Annotated in this window: 17 protein-coding genes and 1 pseudogene; 11 read left to right on the top strand and 7 right to left on the bottom strand. The window is 55.7% G+C overall.

Annotated features, from left to right (window positions below; translation table 11 throughout):
- Window positions 1–164: 164 nt before the first annotated feature.
- The 4 genes from gcvP to ACJAXR_RS02920 all read left to right on the top strand — a co-directional run bounded on the left by gcvP (window position 165) and on the right by ACJAXR_RS02920 (window position 6,107).
- Window positions 165–3,050: an aminomethyl-transferring glycine dehydrogenase gene (gene gcvP / locus ACJAXR_RS02935; protein ID WP_415056739.1), complete on the top strand. Its 2,886-nt coding sequence runs from the start codon at window positions 165–167 to the stop codon at window positions 3,048–3,050.
- Window positions 3,051–3,132: 82 nt separating this feature from the next.
- Window positions 3,133–4,758: a magnesium transporter gene (gene mgtE / locus ACJAXR_RS02930; RefSeq protein ID WP_415056738.1), complete on the top strand. Its 1,626-nt coding sequence runs from the start codon at window positions 3,133–3,135 to the stop codon at window positions 4,756–4,758.
- A gap of 107 nt (window positions 4,759–4,865) precedes the next feature.
- The gene (locus ACJAXR_RS02925; RefSeq protein ID WP_415056737.1) at window positions 4,866–5,042 is read left to right on the top strand and encodes a hypothetical protein; all 177 of its coding nucleotides are present in this window, start codon (window positions 4,866–4,868) and stop codon (window positions 5,040–5,042) included.
- 207 nt (window positions 5,043–5,249) lie between these two features.
- Complete coding sequence (locus tag ACJAXR_RS02920) at window positions 5,250–6,107, top strand: SDR family NAD(P)-dependent oxidoreductase (protein ID WP_415056736.1); 858 nt, start codon at window positions 5,250–5,252, stop codon at window positions 6,105–6,107.
- Between the two features lie 53 nt (window positions 6,108–6,160).
- Here the strand turns inward: ACJAXR_RS02920 and ACJAXR_RS02915 are convergent, their stop codons facing one another.
- Entirely contained in the window at window positions 6,161–6,676 is a 516-nt protein-coding gene (locus ACJAXR_RS02915) for a glycine cleavage system protein R (RefSeq protein WP_415056735.1), read from the bottom strand.
- Between the two features lie 35 nt (window positions 6,677–6,711).
- Window positions 6,712–7,593: an HDOD domain-containing protein gene (locus ACJAXR_RS02910; protein ID WP_415056734.1), complete on the bottom strand. Its 882-nt coding sequence runs from the start codon at window positions 7,591–7,593 to the stop codon at window positions 6,712–6,714.
- A 117-nt stretch (window positions 7,594–7,710) separates the two neighbouring features.
- Here ACJAXR_RS02910 and ACJAXR_RS02905 point away from each other — a divergent pair, with 117 nt between their 5' ends.
- Window positions 7,711–8,904: a class I SAM-dependent rRNA methyltransferase gene (locus tag ACJAXR_RS02905; RefSeq protein ID WP_415056733.1), complete on the top strand. Its 1,194-nt coding sequence runs from the start codon at window positions 7,711–7,713 to the stop codon at window positions 8,902–8,904.
- Between the two features lie 215 nt (window positions 8,905–9,119).
- On the opposite strand, the gene ACJAXR_RS02900 is transcribed toward ACJAXR_RS02905, so the two are convergent.
- The gene (locus ACJAXR_RS02900) at window positions 9,120–9,776 is read right to left on the bottom strand and encodes an HAD family hydrolase (protein WP_415056732.1); all 657 of its coding nucleotides are present in this window, start codon (window positions 9,774–9,776) and stop codon (window positions 9,120–9,122) included.
- Window positions 9,777–9,932: 156 nt separating this feature from the next.
- On the opposite strand from ACJAXR_RS02900, the gene ACJAXR_RS02895 reads away from it, so the two are divergent.
- Together ACJAXR_RS02895 and ptsP are read left to right on the top strand one after the other, a co-directional pair.
- Window positions 9,933–10,421 (top strand): RNA pyrophosphohydrolase, encoded by a 489-nt coding sequence (locus ACJAXR_RS02895; RefSeq protein WP_415056731.1) that lies wholly within the window; start codon window positions 9,933–9,935, stop codon window positions 10,419–10,421.
- A 2-nt stretch (window positions 10,422–10,423) separates the two neighbouring features.
- Window positions 10,424–12,691 carry a phosphoenolpyruvate--protein phosphotransferase gene (gene ptsP, locus ACJAXR_RS02890; RefSeq protein ID WP_415056970.1) on the top strand — a complete coding sequence of 756 codons (2,268 nt, stop codon included), beginning with the start codon at window positions 10,424–10,426 and terminating at the stop codon, window positions 12,689–12,691.
- Here the strand turns inward: ptsP and ACJAXR_RS02885 are convergent.
- A complete protein-coding gene (locus ACJAXR_RS02885) occupies window positions 12,688–13,437 on the bottom strand; it encodes an NRDE family protein (RefSeq protein WP_415056730.1) in 750 nt (249 codons plus the stop codon). The two genes, ptsP and ACJAXR_RS02885, sit on opposite strands and share 4 nt — an antisense overlap.
- Window positions 13,438–13,673: 236 nt before the next feature.
- Between ACJAXR_RS02885 and ACJAXR_RS02880 the strand changes: the two genes are divergently transcribed.
- From ACJAXR_RS02880 to ACJAXR_RS02865, 4 genes are read left to right on the top strand one after another with little or no spacing between them, the layout of a single operon-like run.
- On the top strand, window positions 13,674–14,456 hold the full coding sequence (locus tag ACJAXR_RS02880) for a sulfite exporter TauE/SafE family protein (RefSeq protein ID WP_415056729.1): 783 nt from the start codon (window positions 13,674–13,676) through the stop codon (window positions 14,454–14,456).
- 9 nt (window positions 14,457–14,465) lie between these two features.
- Window positions 14,466–15,272, top strand: coding sequence for a prolipoprotein diacylglyceryl transferase (lgt, locus tag ACJAXR_RS02875; RefSeq protein ID WP_415056728.1), 807 nt, complete (start codon window positions 14,466–14,468; stop codon window positions 15,270–15,272).
- Complete coding sequence (locus tag ACJAXR_RS02870) at window positions 15,256–16,050, top strand: thymidylate synthase (RefSeq protein ID WP_415056727.1); 795 nt, start codon at window positions 15,256–15,258, stop codon at window positions 16,048–16,050. Before lgt ends, ACJAXR_RS02870 begins: the two co-directional genes overlap by 17 nt.
- Window positions 16,047–16,571, top strand: a complete 525-nt coding sequence (locus tag ACJAXR_RS02865) for a dihydrofolate reductase (RefSeq protein WP_415056726.1) — start codon at window positions 16,047–16,049, stop codon at window positions 16,569–16,571. Before ACJAXR_RS02870 ends, ACJAXR_RS02865 begins: the two co-directional genes overlap by 4 nt.
- On the opposite strand, the gene ACJAXR_RS02860 is transcribed toward ACJAXR_RS02865, so the two are convergent.
- The 3 genes and pseudogenes from ACJAXR_RS02860 to argA all read right to left on the bottom strand — a co-directional run bounded on the left by ACJAXR_RS02860 (window position 16,544) and on the right by argA (window position 21,321).
- Window positions 16,544–18,220, bottom strand: coding sequence for a putative bifunctional diguanylate cyclase/phosphodiesterase (locus ACJAXR_RS02860; protein WP_415056725.1), 1,677 nt, complete (start codon window positions 18,218–18,220; stop codon window positions 16,544–16,546). The two genes, ACJAXR_RS02865 and ACJAXR_RS02860, sit on opposite strands and share 28 nt — an antisense overlap.
- A gap of 261 nt (window positions 18,221–18,481) precedes the next feature.
- Window positions 18,482–19,931: pseudogene (locus tag ACJAXR_RS02855) on the bottom strand (dihydroxy-acid dehydratase); the annotation flags it as partial.
- A 94-nt stretch (window positions 19,932–20,025) separates the two neighbouring features.
- Window positions 20,026–21,321 (bottom strand): amino-acid N-acetyltransferase, encoded by a 1,296-nt coding sequence (gene argA / locus ACJAXR_RS02850; RefSeq protein ID WP_415056724.1) that lies wholly within the window; start codon window positions 21,319–21,321, stop codon window positions 20,026–20,028.
- Window positions 21,322–21,344: the final 23 nt, after the last annotated feature.

The following is a 21,344-nucleotide window of genomic DNA, read 5'->3' as shown; positions in this document are numbered from 1 at the left end:
CGGGCGGTTGCCGCCCGCTGCACAGGCTCTGAAGCGCCAGATCGGTGCTTCAGATTCGTGCCACTCATTTTCTAAGCGCCAGGGCGCAGGCAGTCCGTTCATAATGATTGCTGGTTGTGCACCAACCCTGCCTCGCATATTTTTAATTTCCGACAGGTAATCCCATGAGCAATACGCCAAGCCTCAACGATCTGGAACAGACAGATGCCTTTGTGCGTCGCCACATCGGCCCTGACGCCGCAGAGCAACAGGCGATGCTCGATACGCTGGGCGTCGAGTCGCTTGACGTCTTGATTGAGCAGACCGTGCCTGGCAGCATCCTGCGCAAGGAATTGCTCAATATGCAGGGTCCGCGCAGCGAAGCTGAAGTGCTGGCTTATCTCAAGGGGATTGCCGGCCGCAATCAGATATTCACTTCCTGCATTGGTATGGGTTACCACAACACGCTGACGCCGACGGTCATCCTGCGCAACGTGTTGGAAAATCCGGGTTGGTATACCGCGTACACCCCCTATCAACCAGAAATCGCCCAAGGTCGACTGGAAGCGCTGTTGAACTTTCAGCAGGTGTCAATCGACCTGACTGGTATGGAGCTGGCCAGCGCATCCTTGCTCGATGAGGCGACTGCTGCGGCCGAGGCCATGGCCCTTGCCAAGCGGGTAGCCAAGAGCAAGAGTAATCTGTTCTTTGTCGACCACGATTGTCATCCCCAGACTATTTCTGTTGTACGCACCCGTGCGGAGGCGTTTGGCTTTGATCTGGTGATCGACGACGTGGCCACCTTGGGCGAGCATGATGTGTTTGGCGCCCTGTTTCAGTACCCCAATACCTGGGGCGAAATCCGCGACCTTAAACCGCTGATCGATCAGGTACATGGCATGAATGGCCTGGCTTGCGTCGCGGCCGACATTCTCAGTCTAGTGCTGCTCACTCCGCCCGGTGAGTTGGGTGCCGATGTGGTCTTTGGATCAGCTCAGCGATTCGGTGTGCCGATGGGCTACGGCGGCCCCCATGCGGCGTTCTTCGCTACCCGGGATGCCTACAAGCGGGCGATGCCCGGCCGGATTATCGGCGTTTCCGTCGATACCCGAGGTAATCGTGCGTTGCGGATGGCGCTGCAAACACGTGAACAGCATATACGGCGCGAGAAAGCGAATTCGAATATCTGTACCGCTCAGGTGCTGTTGGCCAATATGGCCAGCTTTTATGCGGTGTACCACGGGCCGCAGGGTCTGAAGACCATCGCTGAAAGAATACAGAGACTGACCGCCATCCTCGCCACAGGCCTCGAAGCAGTTGGAATCAAGCGCTGCAATCATCACTTCTTCGATACTCTGACGCTGGATGTGCCGGGTCAGGCTCGAGATATTGTCGAGCGCGCGCGCGCCGCCAAAGTGAATCTGCGTTTGATTGACGCTGATAGCCTGGGCGTCAGTCTGGACGAAACCAGTACCCGTGCGACTGTCGAGAACCTTTTGGCGATATTTGCTGGAGAGGGGCATAACCAGGAAGTGGGCGCTTTGGATGTCGCAGTGGCTGGCAGCGAGCTGGGTATACCCTCAGGACTGCGTCGTCATTCGGACTTCCTGACGCACCCGGTATTCAACAGCTATCACTCTGAAACCGAGATGCTGCGCTATATCAAGTCGCTGGAGAATAAGGACCTGGCGTTGAACCACGCGATGATTCCGCTGGGCTCCTGCACGATGAAGCTTAACGCGACGACCGAGATGATTCCGGTCACTTGGCCCGAGTTTGGCCAGATGCATCCCTTTGTTCCATTGGCACAGGCCGAGGGTTACAAGGTGATGATCGATGAGTTGGAGGAAATGCTGCGCCAGATTACCGGTTTTGATGCCATCTGCATGCAGCCAAACTCCGGGGCCCAAGGCGAATACGCTGGGCTGTTGGCGATTCGCAAATACCACGAAGCTAATGGTGACGAGCACCGTAACGTATGCCTGATTCCAACGTCGGCTCATGGCACCAACCCGGCGTCGGCGATGATGACCAGTATGCGGGTAGTGCTAGTAGCCTGTGATGATAAGGGCAACGTCGACATCGCCGACTTGCGTCAGAAGGCAGAGGACAATGCCGAAAACCTGTCCTGCCTGATGATTACCTATCCATCGACTCACGGTGTGTATGAAGAGGGCATACGACAAATCTGCGAAATCGTTCACCAGCAGGGTGGACAAGTCTACATGGACGGGGCCAATCTCAACGCCCAGGTGGGCGTAACGCGTCCGGCTGATATTGGCGCCGACGTATCGCACATGAACCTGCATAAGACCTTTTGCATACCCCATGGCGGCGGTGGCCCCGGAATGGGACCGATCGGCGTTCGCGCCCACCTGGCGCCTTATGTTGCTAACCATTCTGTGGTGCCGTTGGACGGTCCTGACCCAGAGAACGGGGCAGTCAGCGCCGCGCCCTGGGGCAGCGCAAGCATCCTGCCGATCAGCTGGACCTATATTGCACTGATGGGTGCTGTCGGGCTGCGCCAGGCCACCGAAGTGGCGATCCTGAATGCCAATTACCTGGCCAAACAGCTTGGCGAAGCCTATCCGGTTCTGTACAGCGGCACTAACGGACGTGTTGCCCACGAGTGCATCATCGATATTCGACCGCTGAAAGCAGCGAGCGGTATTAGTGAGGAAGACGTTGCCAAGCGTTTGATGGACTTTGGCTTCCATGCGCCGACCATGTCGTTCCCGGTAGCAGGCACATTGATGATCGAGCCCACCGAGAGTGAGTCCAAGGCCGAGTTGGATCGGTTTATCGATGCCATGTTGACTATTCGTAGCGAAATCAGGCAGGTCGAAAAAGGTGAGTGGAGCGCTGAGGACAATCCCTTGCACAACGCGCCCCACACGCTTGCGGACATCACTGGTGACTGGGAGCGAGGATATACGCGTCAGCAGGCGGTGTTTCCGCGGCCCTGGGTGGCGGCTAACAAATTCTGGCCGAGTGTGAACCGAATCGACAACGTATACGGCGATCGCAATCTATTCTGCGCTTGCCCGCCAATCGAGAGCTACGAGGATTGATATTCGTGTGCGCTCCATCGCGGCGGGCCCTCCGGGCTGCCTTAACTGCTGCCCGGAGGCAAGACAGGAGTGAATAACCGCTATGACTGATGACAGCGACCACGCGATTCATACCGGTCAGGAAGTAATTGTCGAGGCGCTCGCCAAGGGCAAGCTCAAGCGTGTGCGCAAGCTGTTGCGTCCGATGCATCCGGGCAAGCTGGCCAGTCTGCTCGAAGCGCTGGAGCCCGAACAGCGTCAAGCGGTGTGGCAACAGGTTTCCGATGAGCACGAGGGCGCTGTGCTTCGCCATCTTGATCCGCAGATGGCAGCAACCCTGCACCGCGATAGCGAGCATGGTGATGAGGACGCGCCTTTGCATGAAGATGAGGAAAACATCTTCACTCACATTGGCAGTGTTCGCGATGCGCTTGAAGCCGGCAAGTTCAAGCGCATCGGCAAAGTGTTTCGCAATATGCATCCTGCGAAGGCGGCCGGCTTGCTTGAGGCGCTCCCTCCAGACGAGCGTAGCGTCGTCTGGGAGACGCTAGACAGTGAGCGGTCAGGCAAGGTGCTGGTCCACCTGCATGAGGAGGTCCGAGCCAAGTTAGCGCTGGAAATGGGCGATGACGAGCTGGTTGCTGCGGCTGGCAAACTCGATCTGGATGACCTGGTTGATCTGATTCAGGCCCTGCCCAGCGGGCCAGGGCGGCAATTACTGCTGTCGATGGACGAGCAAAAGCGCATGCAGATCGCCGAGATGCTGTCTTATGCGGAGGATTCGGCTGGCGGTCTGATGAACGTAGACCATATTTCGGTACGTGCCGACGTCCGTATTGGATCGGTATTGCGCTACCTGCGTTTGTTGGAGGATCTACCAGATCATACTGACAAGGTCATGGTCGTAGACCGCAGGAATCGTTACCTGGGTGTTTTGCGGTTAAGCCGCATGGTCACCAGTCTGCCGGAAGCCAAGGTCAGCGAGGTGATGGATCAGGAATTCAGGTCCATTGACGTGGCGCTGTCCAGCCATGAGGTGGCGCGCCTGTTCGAGGATCTTGATATGCTTTCCGCCGGCGTAGTGGATGCCGACGGGCTTTTGCTTGGCCGTATCACCGTCGACGACGTTATGGATATCATCCGTGAAGACTCCGAGCGGGCGATGATGAATATGGCGGGCCTGGACGAGGAGGCCGACATGTTTGCGCCTATTCTCACCAGTACCCGGCGGCGCTCAGTCTGGCTAGGCATCAATTTGCTCACTGCCTTCCTTGCTGCCTGGGTGATCGGTCAGTTTCAGGGTACCCTCGAACAGGTTGTTGCACTGGCAGTTCTGATGCCGATCGTGGCGAGCATGGGTGGTATTGCCGGCAGTCAGACGCTTACCCTAGTGATTCGGGGGCTTGCTTTAGGGCAGGTGGTTGGTGGCAACGCGAGGGTCTTGTTGGTCAAAGAAATGGGTATTGGTTTGCTCAATGGCTTGCTCTGGTCGGTTGTTGTTGCCGGGTTGGCGATCCTCTGGTTTGGTAGCTGGCAAATTGGCGGCATAATTGGGATCGCCATTTTATTGAATTTGTTGTGTGCCGCTTTGGCGGGGTTAGTGATTCCCCTGGTTTTGCGCCGATTTGGCATTGATCCGGCCTTGGCTGGTGGTGTAATTCTAACCACCGTAACCGATGTGGTTGGTTTCTTTGCTTTCCTCGGACTGGCGACGCTGCTGCTGATCTGATTGGCCGAGGCAGCGTGATATCTTCCCTTTTGGCATAGGCTTGCATACCGCGTCAGATGGGTTGTGGGATAAGCTTGTGGGTCAACGGCAGCAAGGGGAGGTTTGAGGTGGTAGGCAGCGATGACGAATTGAATATCTCCCAAGTCGATTGCTACTCCAAGGCGCTGTCCACATACTTCGAATTTTCCCTGGATGATGAGGGCGAATTTACCGATGCGGCCAAATACACTAAGGGTGACGTTGTTATAATCGATATCGGCGGTTCTACCAACGACGTGGTTTAATCTGTTATTGATGACACTACTGCGATCAATAACAGCTAATTTGGATAACCGGTGGTGGTTCGGTGGTATTCCATCACAGGCTTACCCAGGCGTTCCCCCATCCATTCGGATGTCGGTTGATCATGCATGTGCAACCGCTTATTTCTCGTTCGAATGCGAGCCAGCTGCTCCTTCAAGGCAGGGCTGGATTACAAAAGGAGCTATATTATGAAACAGTCATTATTTTCAACCGTCTCCGGCGGACGAGCGGCAGTTAGTGGCTTGCCGACATTGACCGCAATTCTGTTTGCAACTTTCTCCGCTCTCATGCCCGCAGTAAGTGTTGCCGAGGATGCCAATAGCGCTGGCGAGTATGACAACAAGGTTGCCGTTATCACGGGCAGCAGTCATGGCCTGGGTCATGAGCTTGCGATGCTTGGCGCCAGCAAGGGCATGAAGCTGGTGTTGGTAGATATCCGTCCCGAGGGCTCGGAAATCCTAGCAAAGCAGATACGTGAGGACGGAGGGCAAGCCATTGTGTTTGAAGCGGATCTCGCCAGCGTGGAGCAACGGCCTGGTGTTATTGCCGCAGCGATGAGCGAGTACGGTCGTATCGATTACCTGTTCAACAATGCTGGTTATTCCTATCTTGCCACGCACGAACAAATGGATCTGGAGCAGGCGCACCAGTTGTTTGAGGTTAATTACTGGGCCTACGCAGACTTGGCACAGCGGGCAATCCCGATCATGCGCAAGCAGGGCGGTGGGACCATTGTAAATGTGTCGTCAATCCTGGGTATGCGCGCAGCTCCACCGGCGCTCGGTCATTACGCGGCGACCAAGCATGCCTTGCATGGCCTTTTTCAAACCAGCGCTCAGGAACTGAAGAAAGATAATATCAAAGTATTTCTGGCCGCTCCCGGTGGCATGAAAACGCTAATCAGTCAGCACGCTGTTGGGCCGATGGCTGATCCGGAAAGTGACCGCGCCGCCAGCTGGGAGGATCCTGCAATAGTAGCGAAGGATATTTTCGAGGCTATGCAGGGTGATGAGGTGATATTCAACCCAGGTTATGAAGGGCGTTAGTAGCAGGCTCGGCGCTAGAGTGTTTCGCCGAGCTGTTTCATAATCAAGCTGCTTCAACCATCTTGATTTAGCTCGACCATCAAGTCGTCGGCCAAATTCTCCAAGTCGTTTCTTAATTCGTCGAGGTCGGTTTGCGGGTATACACCCAAGCGAGCTCGGGCTTTAAAAAGCAAGTCTGCGCTCATGGGCGCCGGACTACACTCGGTTTCCAGCTGCTCGACGTTTACGCCGTGACGGGCCAGTACCTGAGACACCTCATGAACAATGCCTGGACGATCGTTACCTATTAATGTCAGGTGCAGGATGTCCTGCTCTGGGGCATCTGCCTGACCACTCACCGCCACCTGAACGTTAATGCCCAGACTGGTCAGACCGTCGAGATCAATGCGCAGGCCCTCGACTTTATCTGCGGCGATGTCTACCCGCAGTATCCCGGCAAATTGCCCGGCCATACGAGCCATTCGGCTTTCCAGCCAGTTACCGCCATGGCGGTTGATTACCTGGGCGATGCTTTCCACTAGACCAGATTTGTCAGCGGAAATAACCGTTATAACGAGTGGTGTCGACATTCAATACTCCTTGAATCGGTATGTGTGCTCCGCCGTCAGTCCTGATAGTACCTGCCTTCGCCGGTTGCCACCATTTCCCGGCAATTAATCTCGAGATTTTCATAGTCGTATTCGGTCAGGCCGACATATTCGAGAATCTCCCGACCTACAGCATCCCACTCGTGATCGAAGGGTTGGTTGGCCAGTACGCGGTGGGCCTGACAGATATGTTCGGCCATTTTAAGGATCGCGAGCAAATTCTTCAGACCGGCATCGTGGTTGTCTTCACGAAAGATCTGCTCGGCGTTGTGGTGGCTTGCAATGGCTTCACAGAGGTGGAGGGGGAGCAACCAGGACTTGGCAGTAAAATAACCTACAACCGCATGATTAGTATTGAGTCGTTGGTTCTCGACGTCAACGATGCGTTGCCCTGCTTGTGAGTACGACTCCTCCATGACCTCGATATAGTATGGAAATCGTCGCAGCATCAGAGGAATACCGCAATTATGAAACAGGCCAAGGGCGTAGGCTTCGTCGGGCTCTAAACAGCCGATCTTTTTTGCCAAGGTCATGCACGTCATAGCGACGTCTTGGGCGCTATCCCAGAAGCGGTTGAGATTGACGATATTTTCATCAGTCATTTCGCCACGAATTGATTGGGCATTGATGATGTTGATCACTCGTCGAACGCCCAGCAGATTGACTGCCTGCTGAATCGATGAGATACGATTTGCCAGACCAAAAAAAGACGAATTTACCACCTTTAGCAAGCTCCCGGACAGGCCTGGGTCCTGGCTTATAAGACGTGCGATCACCCTTAGATCGGGATCAGGCATGACCTGTTCCATCTGCAGGTCCACCATGATCTGCGGCTGTGGAGGAACGCTGATGCCTTGCAGGGCATGTCTGATCTGCTCTTGCGTAAGATCCTCAACCATTTTCACTGATCCGCTATAGTGCCTGATATCTGAGTTTAGCCGCAGACTGCCGGCCTGCACAGCCTGTACAATGCCCGTCCGGTGGAATTCACTGCCGTTTGAAAGAGGAGCTCCCCCATGACACTGCCCAGCTTGCGTCTGAAATCCAATAGTGACCGCCGTATCAAGGCCGGCCATCTGTGGGTGTTCAGCAATGAAGTGGACACGGTACAGACTCCTCTGACGGCATTCGAACCGGGCCAGGAAGTCCAGCTTGAAAGTGCTTCTGGCAAGCCACTAGGACTCGTATGCATGAGTCCAACGAATCTCATCTGCGCACGCATGCATAGCAGGGACACATCCACGCTGCTAGATAAATCCCTGCTGGTACATCGGGTGCAGGTTGCCCTCAGCCTGCGCGAGAGACTGTTTGACAAGCCTTTCTACCGACTGGTCTACGGTGATGCCGATCTGCTGCCTGGGTTGGTAGTAGACCGCTTTGGAGACTACCTCGTGGTACAGATAGCAACCCCCGGCATGGAGCGCGTGCGTGCAGCAATCGTTGAGGCGCTGGTTCAGGTGCTCAAACCACAGGGCATTTTGTTCAAGAACGACAGCGGCGCACGCACTGCCGAGGACCTCCCGTCCTACGTCGAAGCTGCCCACGGCACCGTTCCCGCCCGAGTGGCCCTGGAAGAAAATGGCGTGCACTTCGAGGCGCCGGTATGGGAAGGCCAGAAAACGGGTTGGTTCTACGATCACCGCATGAATCGCGCTCGCCTGGCGCCATATGTCAAAGGTAAACGCGTACTTGACCTGTACAGCTACATTGGTGGCTGGGGTGTGCAGGCTGCAGCGTTCGGCGCCAGCGAAGTCATGTGTGTAGACAGCTCTGCGCCGGCTCTGGATCTGGTCGAGCATAATGCAGGCCTCAACGGTGTTGCGGACCGCATGGCGGTGGTTGAGGGCGACGTAATGGATGCGTTGCGCGAGCTCAAGTCCGCTGGTGAAAAATTCGATGTGGTCATCACTGATCCGCCGGCTTTTATCAAGAAGCGCAAGGATCAGCGCAATGGCGAAGCGGCTTATCGTCGCTTGAACGAGCAGGCCATGCGGTTGTTGAACAAAGACGGCATTCTGGTTTCTGCCTCATGCTCCATGCATCTGGCCGAAGATACCCTGCGCGACATCCTGCTGGCGTCAAGCCGGCACGTGGATCGGAATCTGGTCATCACCGAGCGTGGCTTCCAGGGGCCCGACCATCCACTGCACCCCGCGATCCCGGAAACCGGCTATATCAAATCACTTTTTTGCAGAGTGCTGCCGGTCTAAAGCGCAAGCTACCCGCTTTAGACTTTGGACAGCCAACCACGCATCACACCGATGCGCGTTAAGCGCACAGCTTGGCAGGGTTGAGAAAGTGTCGATAACAGGGACGTTATCGTAAAGCCTCCAGGGATTGATACACGGCGTCTTTCGCAACCCTGCCAGGCTTGGAGCGATTAGCCCGAGCTTGTGGTTTTTCAGGGTTCACCAGTGGCTTAACTTCAGCCGCGCAAACTTAACACCGGCCAGCCGTTGTTCTGCGCATGCTCACGCAAGGTATCATCGGGATCGACCGCCACCGGATGATCGACCATTTGCAACAGCGGCAAATCATTGTGTGAGTCACTATAGAAATAGCTACCGTCGAGTTTCCTCCCGTTTTCCATCAGCCAGCGCTCCAGCCTGGTTACCTTGCCCTCTCGAAAGCATGCAATATCCGTGGTCCGACCGGTATAACCATTGGCCTCTTTCTCACATTCGGTGGCAAGCAGGATATCAATGCCCAGACGAGCAGCAATCGGACCAGTGATGAAACGATTGGTCGCCGTGATGATCATCAGGGTATCGCCAGCCTCACGGTGTTTATCGATCAGAGCCAAAGCCTGGGGCAGGATGATCGGCTCGATTCGCTCCGTCATGAACCGCCCATGCCACTCATCGAGTTGGGATTGCGTGTGTTCAGCCAGTAATTGCAGGCAAAAGTTGAGGTAGACCTGGATATCCAGCCGGCCCTCCAGATACTCAGTGAAGAATTTATCGTTCTGCGCCTGATAGGCCTGCGCATCGACAATATTGTTCTGAACGATGAACTCGCCCCAGCTATGGTCACTGTCGCCGCCAAGTAGCGTGTTATCAAGGTCGAAAATGGCCAGTGGCACGGTGTACTCCTCAGTATAAAAATCAACAAGCTTCAAGGATAAGCCAGACCGCCGATAAATGCTTGAGCCGCAGAGTAACGATGTTTCAACTATGCAATTGCTGCGCCGCGCGTCTTTGTGGAACAATGCAGCGATCATCAAAGAAGGAATAAGGCAGTGATTGACCCTGACGGCTTCCGCCCTAATGTAGGCATTATCTTGACCAACGGGTCTGGGCAGGTGCTGTGGGCGCGTCGTATAGGGCAGGATGCCTGGCAATTCCCGCAAGGTGGAATCCAGCGGAATGAAACGCCAGAGCAGGCTCTGTATCGCGAGCTGCATGAAGAAGTAGGTCTCATGCCCGAAGATGTTGAAATTATTGCCTGTACACGCGGATGGTTGCGTTATCGTCTACCAGCGCGGTTGATTCGCAGCCATTCGCAGCCGATCTGCGTCGGCCAGAAGCAAAAATGGTTTCTGCTGCGCCTGACGGCGGATGAACAATGCGTTTGTATGACCAAGACCCCCAAGCCTGAATTCGACGGCTGGCGCTGGGTCAGTTACTGGTATCCGCTGGGGCAGGTGGTGGCATTCAAACGGGATGTCTATCGGCGCGCCATGAAAGAGCTGGCGCCCAGACTCCCGCTGGAACTGGTGCAGTTTTGAGTATGCTCAACACGTTGCGGCGTATTGTTCAGGAGGTCAACTCGGCCCGGGACCTGCCCACTGCGCTGGATATCATTGTTCAGCGCGTGCGCGGTGCGATGGGCACGGAAGTCTGCTCGGTGTATCTGCTCGACCCAGTCACGACGCGATATGTCCTGATGGCGACAGAAGGCCTGAACAAGGATGCGGTCGGCGTGGTCAGTCTGGCCAGCAATGAAGGCCTGATTGGCTATGTGGGTGCCCGGGAAGAGCCGGTCAATCTGGAAGACGCTGCAGCCCACCCCAAATTTCGTTACTTTGCCGAAACCGGCGAAGAACGCTACGCCTCGTTTCTCGGCGCACCTATTATCCATCACCGCCGGGTAATGGGTGTGCTGGTCGTACAGCAGAAAGAGCGACGCCAATTCGACGAGTCGGAAGAGTCATTTCTGGTCACCATGAGCGCGCAACTCGCTGGTGTGATCGCCCATGCGGAAGCAACTGGATCCATCCGAGGGCTAGGCTGGGGCGGCGAGCCTGTGCAGGACACGCGCTTCGATGCCGTTCCGGGAGCACCCGGTGTGGCCATCGGTCAAGCCGTGGTCATTCTGCCACCTGCTGACCTCAAAGCCGTGCCGGACAAGGCTGTCCGCGATATCGATGCCGAAATTGCGCTGTTTCGTAGTGCGCTGGATGCGGTGCGAAAGGATATGCAGGATCTTTCTACTCGGCTATCAACGCAACTGCGTCGGGAAGAACTGGCCCTGTTTGACGTATATCAGATGATGCTTGACGACGCCGCGCTGGGTAACGAAGTGACCAATGTGATTCGTGGTGGACAGTGGGCCCAGGGCGCACTGCGCGAAGTGGTCAGTTCCCATGTCGGTCGCTTCGAGATGATGGACGATCCTTACTTGCGTGAGCGTGCCTCGGACGTCAAGGATCTGGGCCGTCGAATTCTTGCTTATCTGCAGGAAGCCGGCAAACAGGAACTGGTTTTCCCCGAGCACACTATTTTGGTCGCCGAAGAGCTGTCACCGGTCATGCTGGGTGAAGTCCCCAAGGAAAAGCTGGTGGGCTTGGTCTCCGTGCTGGGTTCGGGTAGCTCCCATGTGGCCATTCTGGCCCGTGCTATGGGCATACCCACCGTCATGGGCGCGATCGATCTGCCATACACCCGTATGGATGGATTGGAGCTGATCATTGATGGGAATCACGGTGAAGTGTATGCCAGCCCATCACCGGAGTTGCGTCGACATTATCTTGAACTAGTACGTGAAGAGTTGGAGCTGGTTCAAGGCCTGGAAAAACTCAAGGAAGTACCCTGCGTGACCACCGACGGTCATCGCATGCCTTTATGGGTCAATACCGGTCTGCTTGCCGATGTAGCGCGCTCCCTGGATCGGGGAGCTGAGGGCGTCGGTTTGTACCGCACCGAAGTCCCGTTCATGATTCAGGATCGGTTTCCTAGCGAGAAAGAACAACAGGTCACGTATCGCGAACAGCTAGAGGCTTTTCATCCGCTACCGGTGACCATGCGCACTTTGGATATTGGCGGCGACAAGGCGTTGACGTACTTTCCGATCAAGGAAGACAACCCCTTCCTCGGCTGGCGGGGTATCAGGGTCACGCTGGATCACCCGGAAATTTTCCTGCTGCAGACCCGCGCAATGCTCAAGGCGAGCCGCGGCTTGAATAATCTTCGCATCATGTTGCCCATGATCAGTAATGTTTACGAGGTAGAGGAAGCCTTGCACCTTATTCACCGAGCGCACAGCGAGGTCTGCGATGAGGGTGTGGCTGTGCTTATGCCGCCTGTAGGCGTGATGATCGAGGTGCCCGCCGCGGTCTACCAGGCACGCGAGCTAATTCAAATGGTTGATTTTCTATCAGTTGGCACCAACGACCTGACGCAGTATCTGCTGGCTGTCGATCGTAACAATCCGCGTGTAGCCGATCTTTATCACTCACTTCATCCGGCGGTGCTGCAGGCGCTACTCAAGGTGGCGGCTGCCTGTCGTGATGCCGGTAAGCCGATGAGCGTGTGTGGTGAAATGGCGGGTGATCCGGCCTCGGCAGTATTGTTGATGGCCATGGGCTGTGATGTGCTGTCGATGAACGCCACCAACCTGCCTAAGGTAAAGTGGCTGCTAAGACAGATCAGCCTGTCGGATGCTAAGGCGTTGCTCGATGAGGTGATCGAGTTGGACAACCCCTACCTAGTGCAAAGCACTCTGCATTTGGCATTGCGCAATATGGGGCTTGAAAAGGTCCTGCGCCAGGGCCGTTAGGCCATTTGCCAGCACGATTCACCTGTCAGTACGCCCATTGGGCCGAAGCGTCTCTCCACGAACGTTAATCCACCGTTCTTGGTCAGCTTGAGCAAGGTACTGGCACGCGTGCCGTATTGCTCGCCGACAATGAATGCCGCCGAGAGAAGACGTTCCAGTTCCAGTTTGATGCCGGTGCTGGGTAGTTCGCTATCGGGGTAGATACGCTTGTCAGCGAGCAATTCGAGCAACGCCGCAGGATCGCCATCGGGATCTGCGGCCAAGCCGTCACGAAGACGCTGTTGTTTCGGCCAGTCACTGCTCAGGTTGCCATTGGATAAACCATAAACGCCCGGCCCGATCTGCTCCGCCTTTTGGTCCTTGCTGTTGAAGTACCACAGTTGATCAGCGTCGCCAATCAGCAAATTGAACCCACCGTACTGTTCGGCTACCCCGGTTAAATATTCAAGATAGTCTTTGGCAGTGGTTGTCCCTGCAAGATAATCCAGAGCTAACTGGCCGCGGGAACGCAGTGCCGCCTCAGCGCCCGGCGCACGGATGTTTGTTAGTGCAGCAAACCGCTGACCCCGGGTCACACCTAGCCAGGTCCCTCCCGCATCGAGATCCTTGCCAGCGAGCAAGTCTGGTAAGTCTTCATTAATCCAGAAATCCGCGTCACGGGTAGGGCGTGCGTGAAATTCGTCCCGGTTTCCCAATAGCGTGAGAGGGTGATCGCCCAACTGCCAGGCAAAGGCCATAAGACACATATATGCGTTTCCTGTGTTGTTCTTGTTGAGTTCAATTGCAGCTGACAGGGTGTGATGTCGGCAATCAGGTTCTAGGTTTGAATACTACCTGACTGCCAGAAAAAAGACCGTTCCTGAGAGGGTCGGCCTTTTAGTGATGCTGATGATTGGAACGTTTGAAGGAGCGCTGGCCTAAGGAATTCGGCTACACTAGCGGTCCCCGCTAGGCGGGGTGTGAATCAAATGAGGGGGGGTTCGTGGAGTTTCTGGTCTATCTGGTTCTGGGCGGTTTCGCCGGTACGTTGGCTGGTCTGTTCGGTGTGGGTGGTGGCATGATTATCGTGCCGGTACTGGTTTACAGCTTTGCAGCCCAGGATTTTTCGGCCGACGTGCTGACTCATATGGCCGTGGGTACCTCGTTGGCTACCATTGCGTTTACCTCGATCAACGCTATTCGTGCACACCATCTGAAAGGTGCCGTCCGCTGGCCTCTCTTTATATGGATGACCCTGGGTATCGTCTTTGGTACCGTGTTGGGCGCATTCACTGCAGCGCTGATTAGCGGTCAGCTATTGCAGAAGATCATCGGTATATTCGCCATTATTGTGGCAGTACAGATGGCCTTTGAGCTGAGGCCGAAAGCGTCGCTGGACGTTCCAGGCAAACCTGGTCTGAGCTTGGCCGGTTTGTTTATCGGTTGGGCTTCGGCGATTTTCGGTATTGGCGGTGGTTCGTTGACAGTACCCTTTTTGGTTTGGCGAAGTGTGCCTATGCAACAAGCTGTTGCGACGTCCTCTGCCTGTGGCCTACCGATTGCCGTGGCCGGGGCGATCAGTTTTATTATTACTGGCTGGGCGGTTGAGCCTCGTCCTGAGTGGAGTCTGGGCTACGTGTACTTGCCGGCAGTCATTGGGATTGCTGCTACTAGCATGCTATTTGCCGGATTTGGTGCGCGCCTTGCGCACCGCTTGTCCCAGCGATTGCTCAAGCGTCTCTTCGCGCTTTTGCTGTTGTGTGTGGGTATCAATTTCTTAATGTAGGAAACCGTTATGCTGGCTTATCCGCAGATCGATCCGGTAGCAATCGCGCTGGGCCCGTTACAGATTCATTGGTATGGGTTGATGTACCTGATTGGGATCGGTGGCGCCTGGTTTCTGGCCAGCCGCAGGGTACAGGCGTTTGATCCATCCTGGACCAAAGAGACGCTATCGGACCTGGTTTTCTGGGTAGCGCTTGGGGTTATGGCGGGCGGGCGAGTGGGTTACATTCTGTTCTACGACCTGCAGTCCTACATCGCTGATCCTTCCCTTGTGTTGCAGGTATGGAAAGGGGGCATGTCTTTCCATGGTGGGCTTCTCGGCGTGCTGCTGGCGGTTTGGTGGTTCGCACGGCGAACCGGCAAGCGGTTTTTCGAGTTAATGGATTTTATCGCGCCGCTTGTTCCGATTGGTCTGGGCGCTGGTCGTATCGGCAACTTTATCAATGCTGAACTCTGGGGCAAGCCTACAGATGTCTCCTGGGCGATGATATTCCCGACCGATCCGCTTCAGTTGGCGCGACATCCCTCACAGCTCTATCAGTTCGCACTGGAGGGAGTGGTGTTGTTCGCCATTTTGTGGATCTATTCCAAAAAGCCACGGCCGACCATGGCTGTATCCGGGCTATTTGGTGTTTGTTACGGTGTGTTCCGTTTTGTTGTCGAGTTTGTGCGCGAGCCGGATGCTCACCTGGGTTATCTGGCATTTGGCTGGCTGACAATGGGGCAGTTGTTGTCGCTGCCCATGATTTTGATCGGCGCTGCGCTTATGGCGTGGGGCTACCGTAGCGAGGGTGCCAAGCGTGAAACAGTATCTTGATTTGATGCGCCATGTGCGCGAGAACGGAACCTTCAAAAGTGATCGCACCGGTACCGGCACCTACAGCGTGTTTGGTCATCAGATGCGTTTTGATTTGGCCGAGGGTTTTCCGTTGGTTACAACCAAAAAATGTCACCTCAAATCGATTATCCACGAACTGCTCTGGTTTTTGCAGGGTGACACCAATATCGCCTATCTCAAGCGCAATGGCGTCTCCATCTGGGACGACTGGGCTGATGAGAACGGCGATCTGGGTCCGGTGTACGGGTATCAGTGGCGATCCTGGCCAGCACCCAATGGTGAGTCGATCGACCAGATCAGTAAGTTGCTTGAGATGATCCGCACCAATCCGGATTCACGTCGACTGATTGTCTCTGCCTGGAATCCAGCTCTGGTCGATCAGATGGCGCTGCCGCCTTGCCACGCGCTGTTTCAGTTCTACGTGGCGGACGGCAAACTCAGTTGTCAGCTGTATCAGCGTTCGGCCGACATCTTCCTGGGTGTGCCCTTCAATATTGCCAGCTATGCGCTGCTCACTTTGATGGTCGCCCAGGTATGTCAGCTGGAGCCGGGTGAGTTCATCTGGACAGGTGGTGACTGCCACTTATATGCAAATCATCTGGATCAAACAGACCTGCAACTGACGCGCGAGCCATTCCCGATGCCAGTTATGCGATTGAATCCGCAGGTAAAGGATCTGTTTGCATTCACTGCCGAGGATTTCGTCCTGGAAGCCTATCAGGCTCATCCACATATCAAAGCACCGGTGGCTGTATGAGCGGCGCTTCGAATCCGCGCATTGCCTTGATTGCAGCCATGGGCAAGAATCGGGTGATAGGCCGCGATAACAGCCTCCCGTGGCACCTGCCGGAAGACTTGAAATATTTTCGTAGTATGACCTGGGGTAAGCCGATAGTGATGGGTCGCAAGACCTTTGATTCCTTGGGTCAGCCGTTGCCTGGGCGTACCAATATTGTGATAACCAACAAGGCAGGCTTGCAGATCCCCGGTACCTCAGTGCATACAAGCATCGATGCTGCGCTGTTGCAGGCCTCTCGTCAGGCAGTGCTTGATGGGGTCGAGGAAGTAATGGTTATCGGTGGCGAAACCCTTTACCGGCAGCTGTTGGATCGGGCTGATCGATTATACCTCACTCTGGTCGAAGCGGAGCCGGAAGGCGATGCCTGGTTCCCTCCGGTAACTGCCGACGATTGGCAGTTGGTCAGCAGACGCGACGTGCCCGGCGCTGAAGCGTATCCCGCTCACTCCTATCAAGTGCTGGACAGGCTCAGAGGTTGACCTATCACGTCTTCCAGCGCGCGTGGTTTGCCAATCCAGAAGCCTTGTAGAAAATCCCCACCCCAGCTGGACAGCTGATCGGCGCTCTGGGCGTTTTCTACGTAATTGGCGACGACCTGCTTGTCCATGCCCCGTGACAAGGTGACCAGGTTGCGTAAGTAGGTGGCATAGCCATCGTCATCATCACTGGACAGCTGTCGGGCGTCCAACTTGATGCCCTTGATCGGTAATTTGGCGAGATAGCTGAGCGCGCCATACTCTTCGCCGAAATGATCCAGCCAGATATCCACGCCTAGGGCGGAGAGGGTCTTACACAACGCTTCAGCCTGGCCTGCATGCTTGAGCAAGGCGTCTTCGCGCAGTTCCAGCTGGACCATTGTGGGGTCTATACGATGCTTGATCATCAATTGTCGAAGTTGATCAGCAAAACGGGGCTGTTTCAACTCGCGGTCGCTAAGGTTGATCGAGAGCCGGCAATTGATGCCCGCGTCGCGCCATTGATTCAGTGCTTCAAACGCTTTGCCAATGACCCAGTGACCCATGGGCAGTATCAAACCGCTGTGCTCCGCCAGTCGCAGAAAACCATCAGGGGTCAATAAGCCTAATTGCGGATGTTGCCAGCGCAGTAACGCCTCCCAGGCAACAGTATTGCCATTGCGCGTATCGACGATGGGCTGATAATGCAGACGAAATTGACCCTCCAGCAGGCCGTGTCGCAGCCCCTGTTCGATATCAAGATTGTGCTGTGTTTCGGCGTCTTCCTCGGGACTGTAGAATCGGTAACCATTACGACCACCCGCTTTGGCTCGGTATAAAGCCTGATCGGCGTGCGCGAGTAGCTCTTGGGCATTGCCGCCGTGCTGCGGATGGGTAGCAATACCGACGCTAGCAGAGATTAGCAGATGATGGCCGTTCAGGGTGATTGGTTCGCTGAGCGCGTGGATAATCTTGCCGGCTATGAGTGCTGCGTCGTTTGCGTCGTGCAAGTCGGTCAGTAGTGCAACGAACTCGTCGCCACCAATTCGGGTAATCAGATCAACATCGCGCATGCTGCGTCGCAAACGGTTAGCGATTACTGCGAGCAGCAAGTCGCCTAATCCGTGTCCGAAGCTGTCGTTGATTTGTTTGAAATAGTCAAGATCGATGTATAGCAAGGCAAAGTTGGTGTGGCTGCGTTTGCTGCGAAGCAATAATCGGTCGAGCTCCTCTTCGAGCATGGCCCGATTGCCCAGCCCGGTCAGCGGATCCTGTTTGGCCTGAAGCGCGAGCTTGCCCCCACTTCGCCTGCGCCAGCTGGCGTGCAGCATAGCCCGCTCAAGGCTTGATGCGGTAACGCTGGCTCGCAGTAGCACTTCATCCGCGCCGTCGTTGATCGCTTGGCTGTCGAATTCCGGGGAACTGTCATCTCGGACCATCAGACAGAGGGTAGGCTGGGAGACACGGCGTAAGTCGCGCAACAGGGCTAAGTCGTCAGGGATAAGACAATAACGAAAGTCACCATTCGCCAAGCGATTGAGCGCTTCTTTTGGTCGTGTGCATACTTCAATTTCGAGCGCCATACCGCTCAGGGTTCGGAGCAGCTCGAGCAGATGCTCGCGCTTCTCCGATGCCGCTTCAACCAGCAGTACCCTGTTTTCAGCTGTATCCATCTGATCAACGCCCGGTTAACGTAAACACTATGTCAATGTGCCACCTATATATATATCGTACCGCCATCGTTCTTTGAGGGCTCACTATGATCCGCGAGCGGACGATTTGTCCGACGGAAGGTAGTAAATCCTTGCCCGATGGTAAGTTCATTGACGAATTTTGCATTAATCGGACTGCCTGACATTTATTTGGCGCCAACTGGTTGGGTGGCACTTCAGCCGTCAAGCATGGCTTTATCGCATACTGCGCCCTTATCGGCGCTTGTCGCCATCGCATACCAGTCCAATGGCGCCGCCAGCGGCTGCTTCTGGGGAGGCATGGCCGATCGACAGACCCGAGGTGCCGCCCGAAAAGCGACCATCGGTCGGCAGCGCGCGGGCTGTACCCAGACCCTTGGATTTCAGGTGACTGGTAGGGTAGAGCATTTCCTGCATGCCGGGGCCTCCTTTGGGGCCTTCGTAGCGGATAATTGCGATGTCGCCGGGCTTTACTTCGTCGGCGAGAATGCCTTTCACCGCGCTGTCCTGGCTCTCAAAGATCTTCGCATTGCCTTTGAACACATGGATCGATTCGTCGACGCCGGCGGTTTTTACCACGCAGCCATCTAGCGCGATGTTGCCATAGAGCACGGCTAGTTCACCCTCCTGCGAGTATGCATGTTCGACGCTGCGGATGCAGCCGCTCTCACGGTCCAGGTCCAGGGTATCCCGGCGGGTGGACTGACTGAATGCCGTCTGGGTCGGGATGCCTGCCGGGCCGGCGCGGAAAAAAGGTGTGTACCGACTCATCGTCGGTTACCGTGATATCCCATTTGGCGATAGCCTCTTCTTTGCTGGCACTGTGCACCGTCGGCACGTGCATATGCAGTAATCCGCTACGGGCCAGGGAGCCGAGGATGCTGAAAATACCACCAGCTCGGTGTACGTCTTCCATATGGTATTTCTGGATATTCGGGGCCACTTTGCACAGTTGCGGCACCTTGCGCGAAAGACGATCGATATCGCGCAAGTCGACTTCAATTTCGCTTTCCTGAGCAATGGCCAACAGATGCAGGATGGTATTGGTGGACCCGCCTATGGCGATATCCAGTGTCATTGCATTCTCGAAGGCCTCAAAGCTGCCAACGTTGAGTGGCAATACGCTTTCGTCGCCATCGGTGTAATAGCGGCGGCATAACTCGACGATAGTGCGGCCGGCCTGGAGGAACAGTTGCTCGCGGTCGCTGTAGGTCGCGAGTGTAGAGCCGTTACCCGGTAAAGCGAGGCCGAGTGCCTCGGCCAGGCAATTCATCGAGTTGGCGATGACCATTGCATCGACCAGGTCCAGACCATGACTGGCGAGTTTGGTCTTGCCGGCTTCCAGCGGGCCACCGGAAAAGAACACCACCGGAACGTTCAGGCGCATGGCAGTCATCAGCATACCGGGAGTGATTTTGTCGCAATTGGATATACAGACGATCGCATCTGCACAGTGGGCATTGACCATGTATTCGACGGAATCGGCGATGATTTCACGGGAAGGCAGGGAATAGAGCATGCCGTCATGCCCCGTGGCGATGCCGTCGTCGATAGCGATGGTATTAAATTCCTTGGCCACCGCGATAATCGGTTTCTTGAAGTCTTCATCTTTCATGCCGGTGGCACGCCATAGCGCGCGGGCACCGGCCATGTTGCGACCGAAAGTGGATGTTTTCGAACGGTAATCAGGTATGACAGTTGTCTCGTTGACCAGCTATCGCGCAAGCATATCAATGTGCTGCTGGGCATGCAGCAGAGCAAATCGAAGAGTGGCTGACAGGTCTGTTCTAAAGCGCCTTTTCGAATACCTTGGAGTTTCGTTGGTAGTTGTATAATGAGGCGCGTGCGGCCGGTAAACGTTCGACCGAGCTGGGCACAAAGCCGCGCTCGCGGAACCAGTGTGCGGTGCGGGTAGTGAGCACAAACAGGGTCTCAAGCTTGAGCGCGCGGGCCTGTGACTCGATGTGCTCGAGTAACTGGTCACCGCGGCCGCCATGGCGGTAATTAGGATCTATCGCTACGCAGGCCAGCTCCGCAGCGCTGGATTCCTCCAATGGATACAGCGCGGCGCAGCCAATAATCATGCCATCGCGTTCTACCAGGGTAAACTGACCGATCTCGGTTTCCAGAATCTCCCGGGAGCGGCGGACCAAAACGCCAGCCTCTTCCAGAGGGCGGAGTAATTCCAGCAGGCCGCCAACGTCTTCTATCGTCGCGGTGCGGATGACTTCGAATGCTTCCTGGGTCACCAGCGTACCGCCGCCATCACGAGTAAAAAGCTCGGTAAGTAGCGCACCATCGTCGCTGAAACTGACGATGTGAGCCCGCCTGACGCCCTTGCTGCAGGCTTTGCAAGCGGCAGCCAGCAACGAGCCAGGCAGGCTGTTGCCCAGCGCGCTGAGCAGTGGCTGAGCCCGAGTCGGTTTGAGTTCACGCAGCAACTCGCCGCCGGAATTGAATATGCCCTGATCGGGCCCAAACAGAATCAGCTTATCGGCTTGAAGGGCGCTGGCTGTGCTAGTGGCTACGTCTTCGCAGGCCAGGTTGAAAACCTCGCCAGTAGGCGAATAACCGATCGACGACAGCAGCACAATGGCATTTTCATCAAGGTGTCTGCTGATGCCCTTGCGATCGATCCGCCTGACCTCGCCGGTATGGTGGAAATCCACGCCGTCGACCACGCCGATCGGCTTGGCTGTCACAAAATTGCCACTGACCACCCGCAGCCTAGATCCCTGGCCGGACGCCGAGGGCGCCGAACAGAGTTGCGCTTCGATAGCGATGCGCAGGCTACCGACCGCATCCATGACACAGGAGAGTGTGTCACTGTCTGTTACGCGCAGGTCGTTATGGTAGTTTGAGGAAATGCCCCGGGCACTTTGGCGCTCTTCAATCTGCGGACGCGAGCCATGCACAAGGACCAGTCGGACGCCAAGGCTGTTGAGCAGGATGATGTCGTGCACAATATTGCCAAAATTGGGGTGCGCGAGGGCCTCGCCCGGCAGCAGCACAACAAAGGTGCAGTCGCGATGGGTGTTTATATATGGCGTCGAGCGGCGGAACCAGTTGACGTAATCGAGCATGAGCGAGGATCCGAGCAAAACGG

Source organism: Halopseudomonas sp. (genome assembly GCF_047631575.1).
Taxonomy (GTDB): domain Bacteria; phylum Pseudomonadota; class Gammaproteobacteria; order Pseudomonadales; family Pseudomonadaceae; genus Halopseudomonas.
This window is presented reverse-complemented; position numbering and strand designations above follow the sequence as displayed.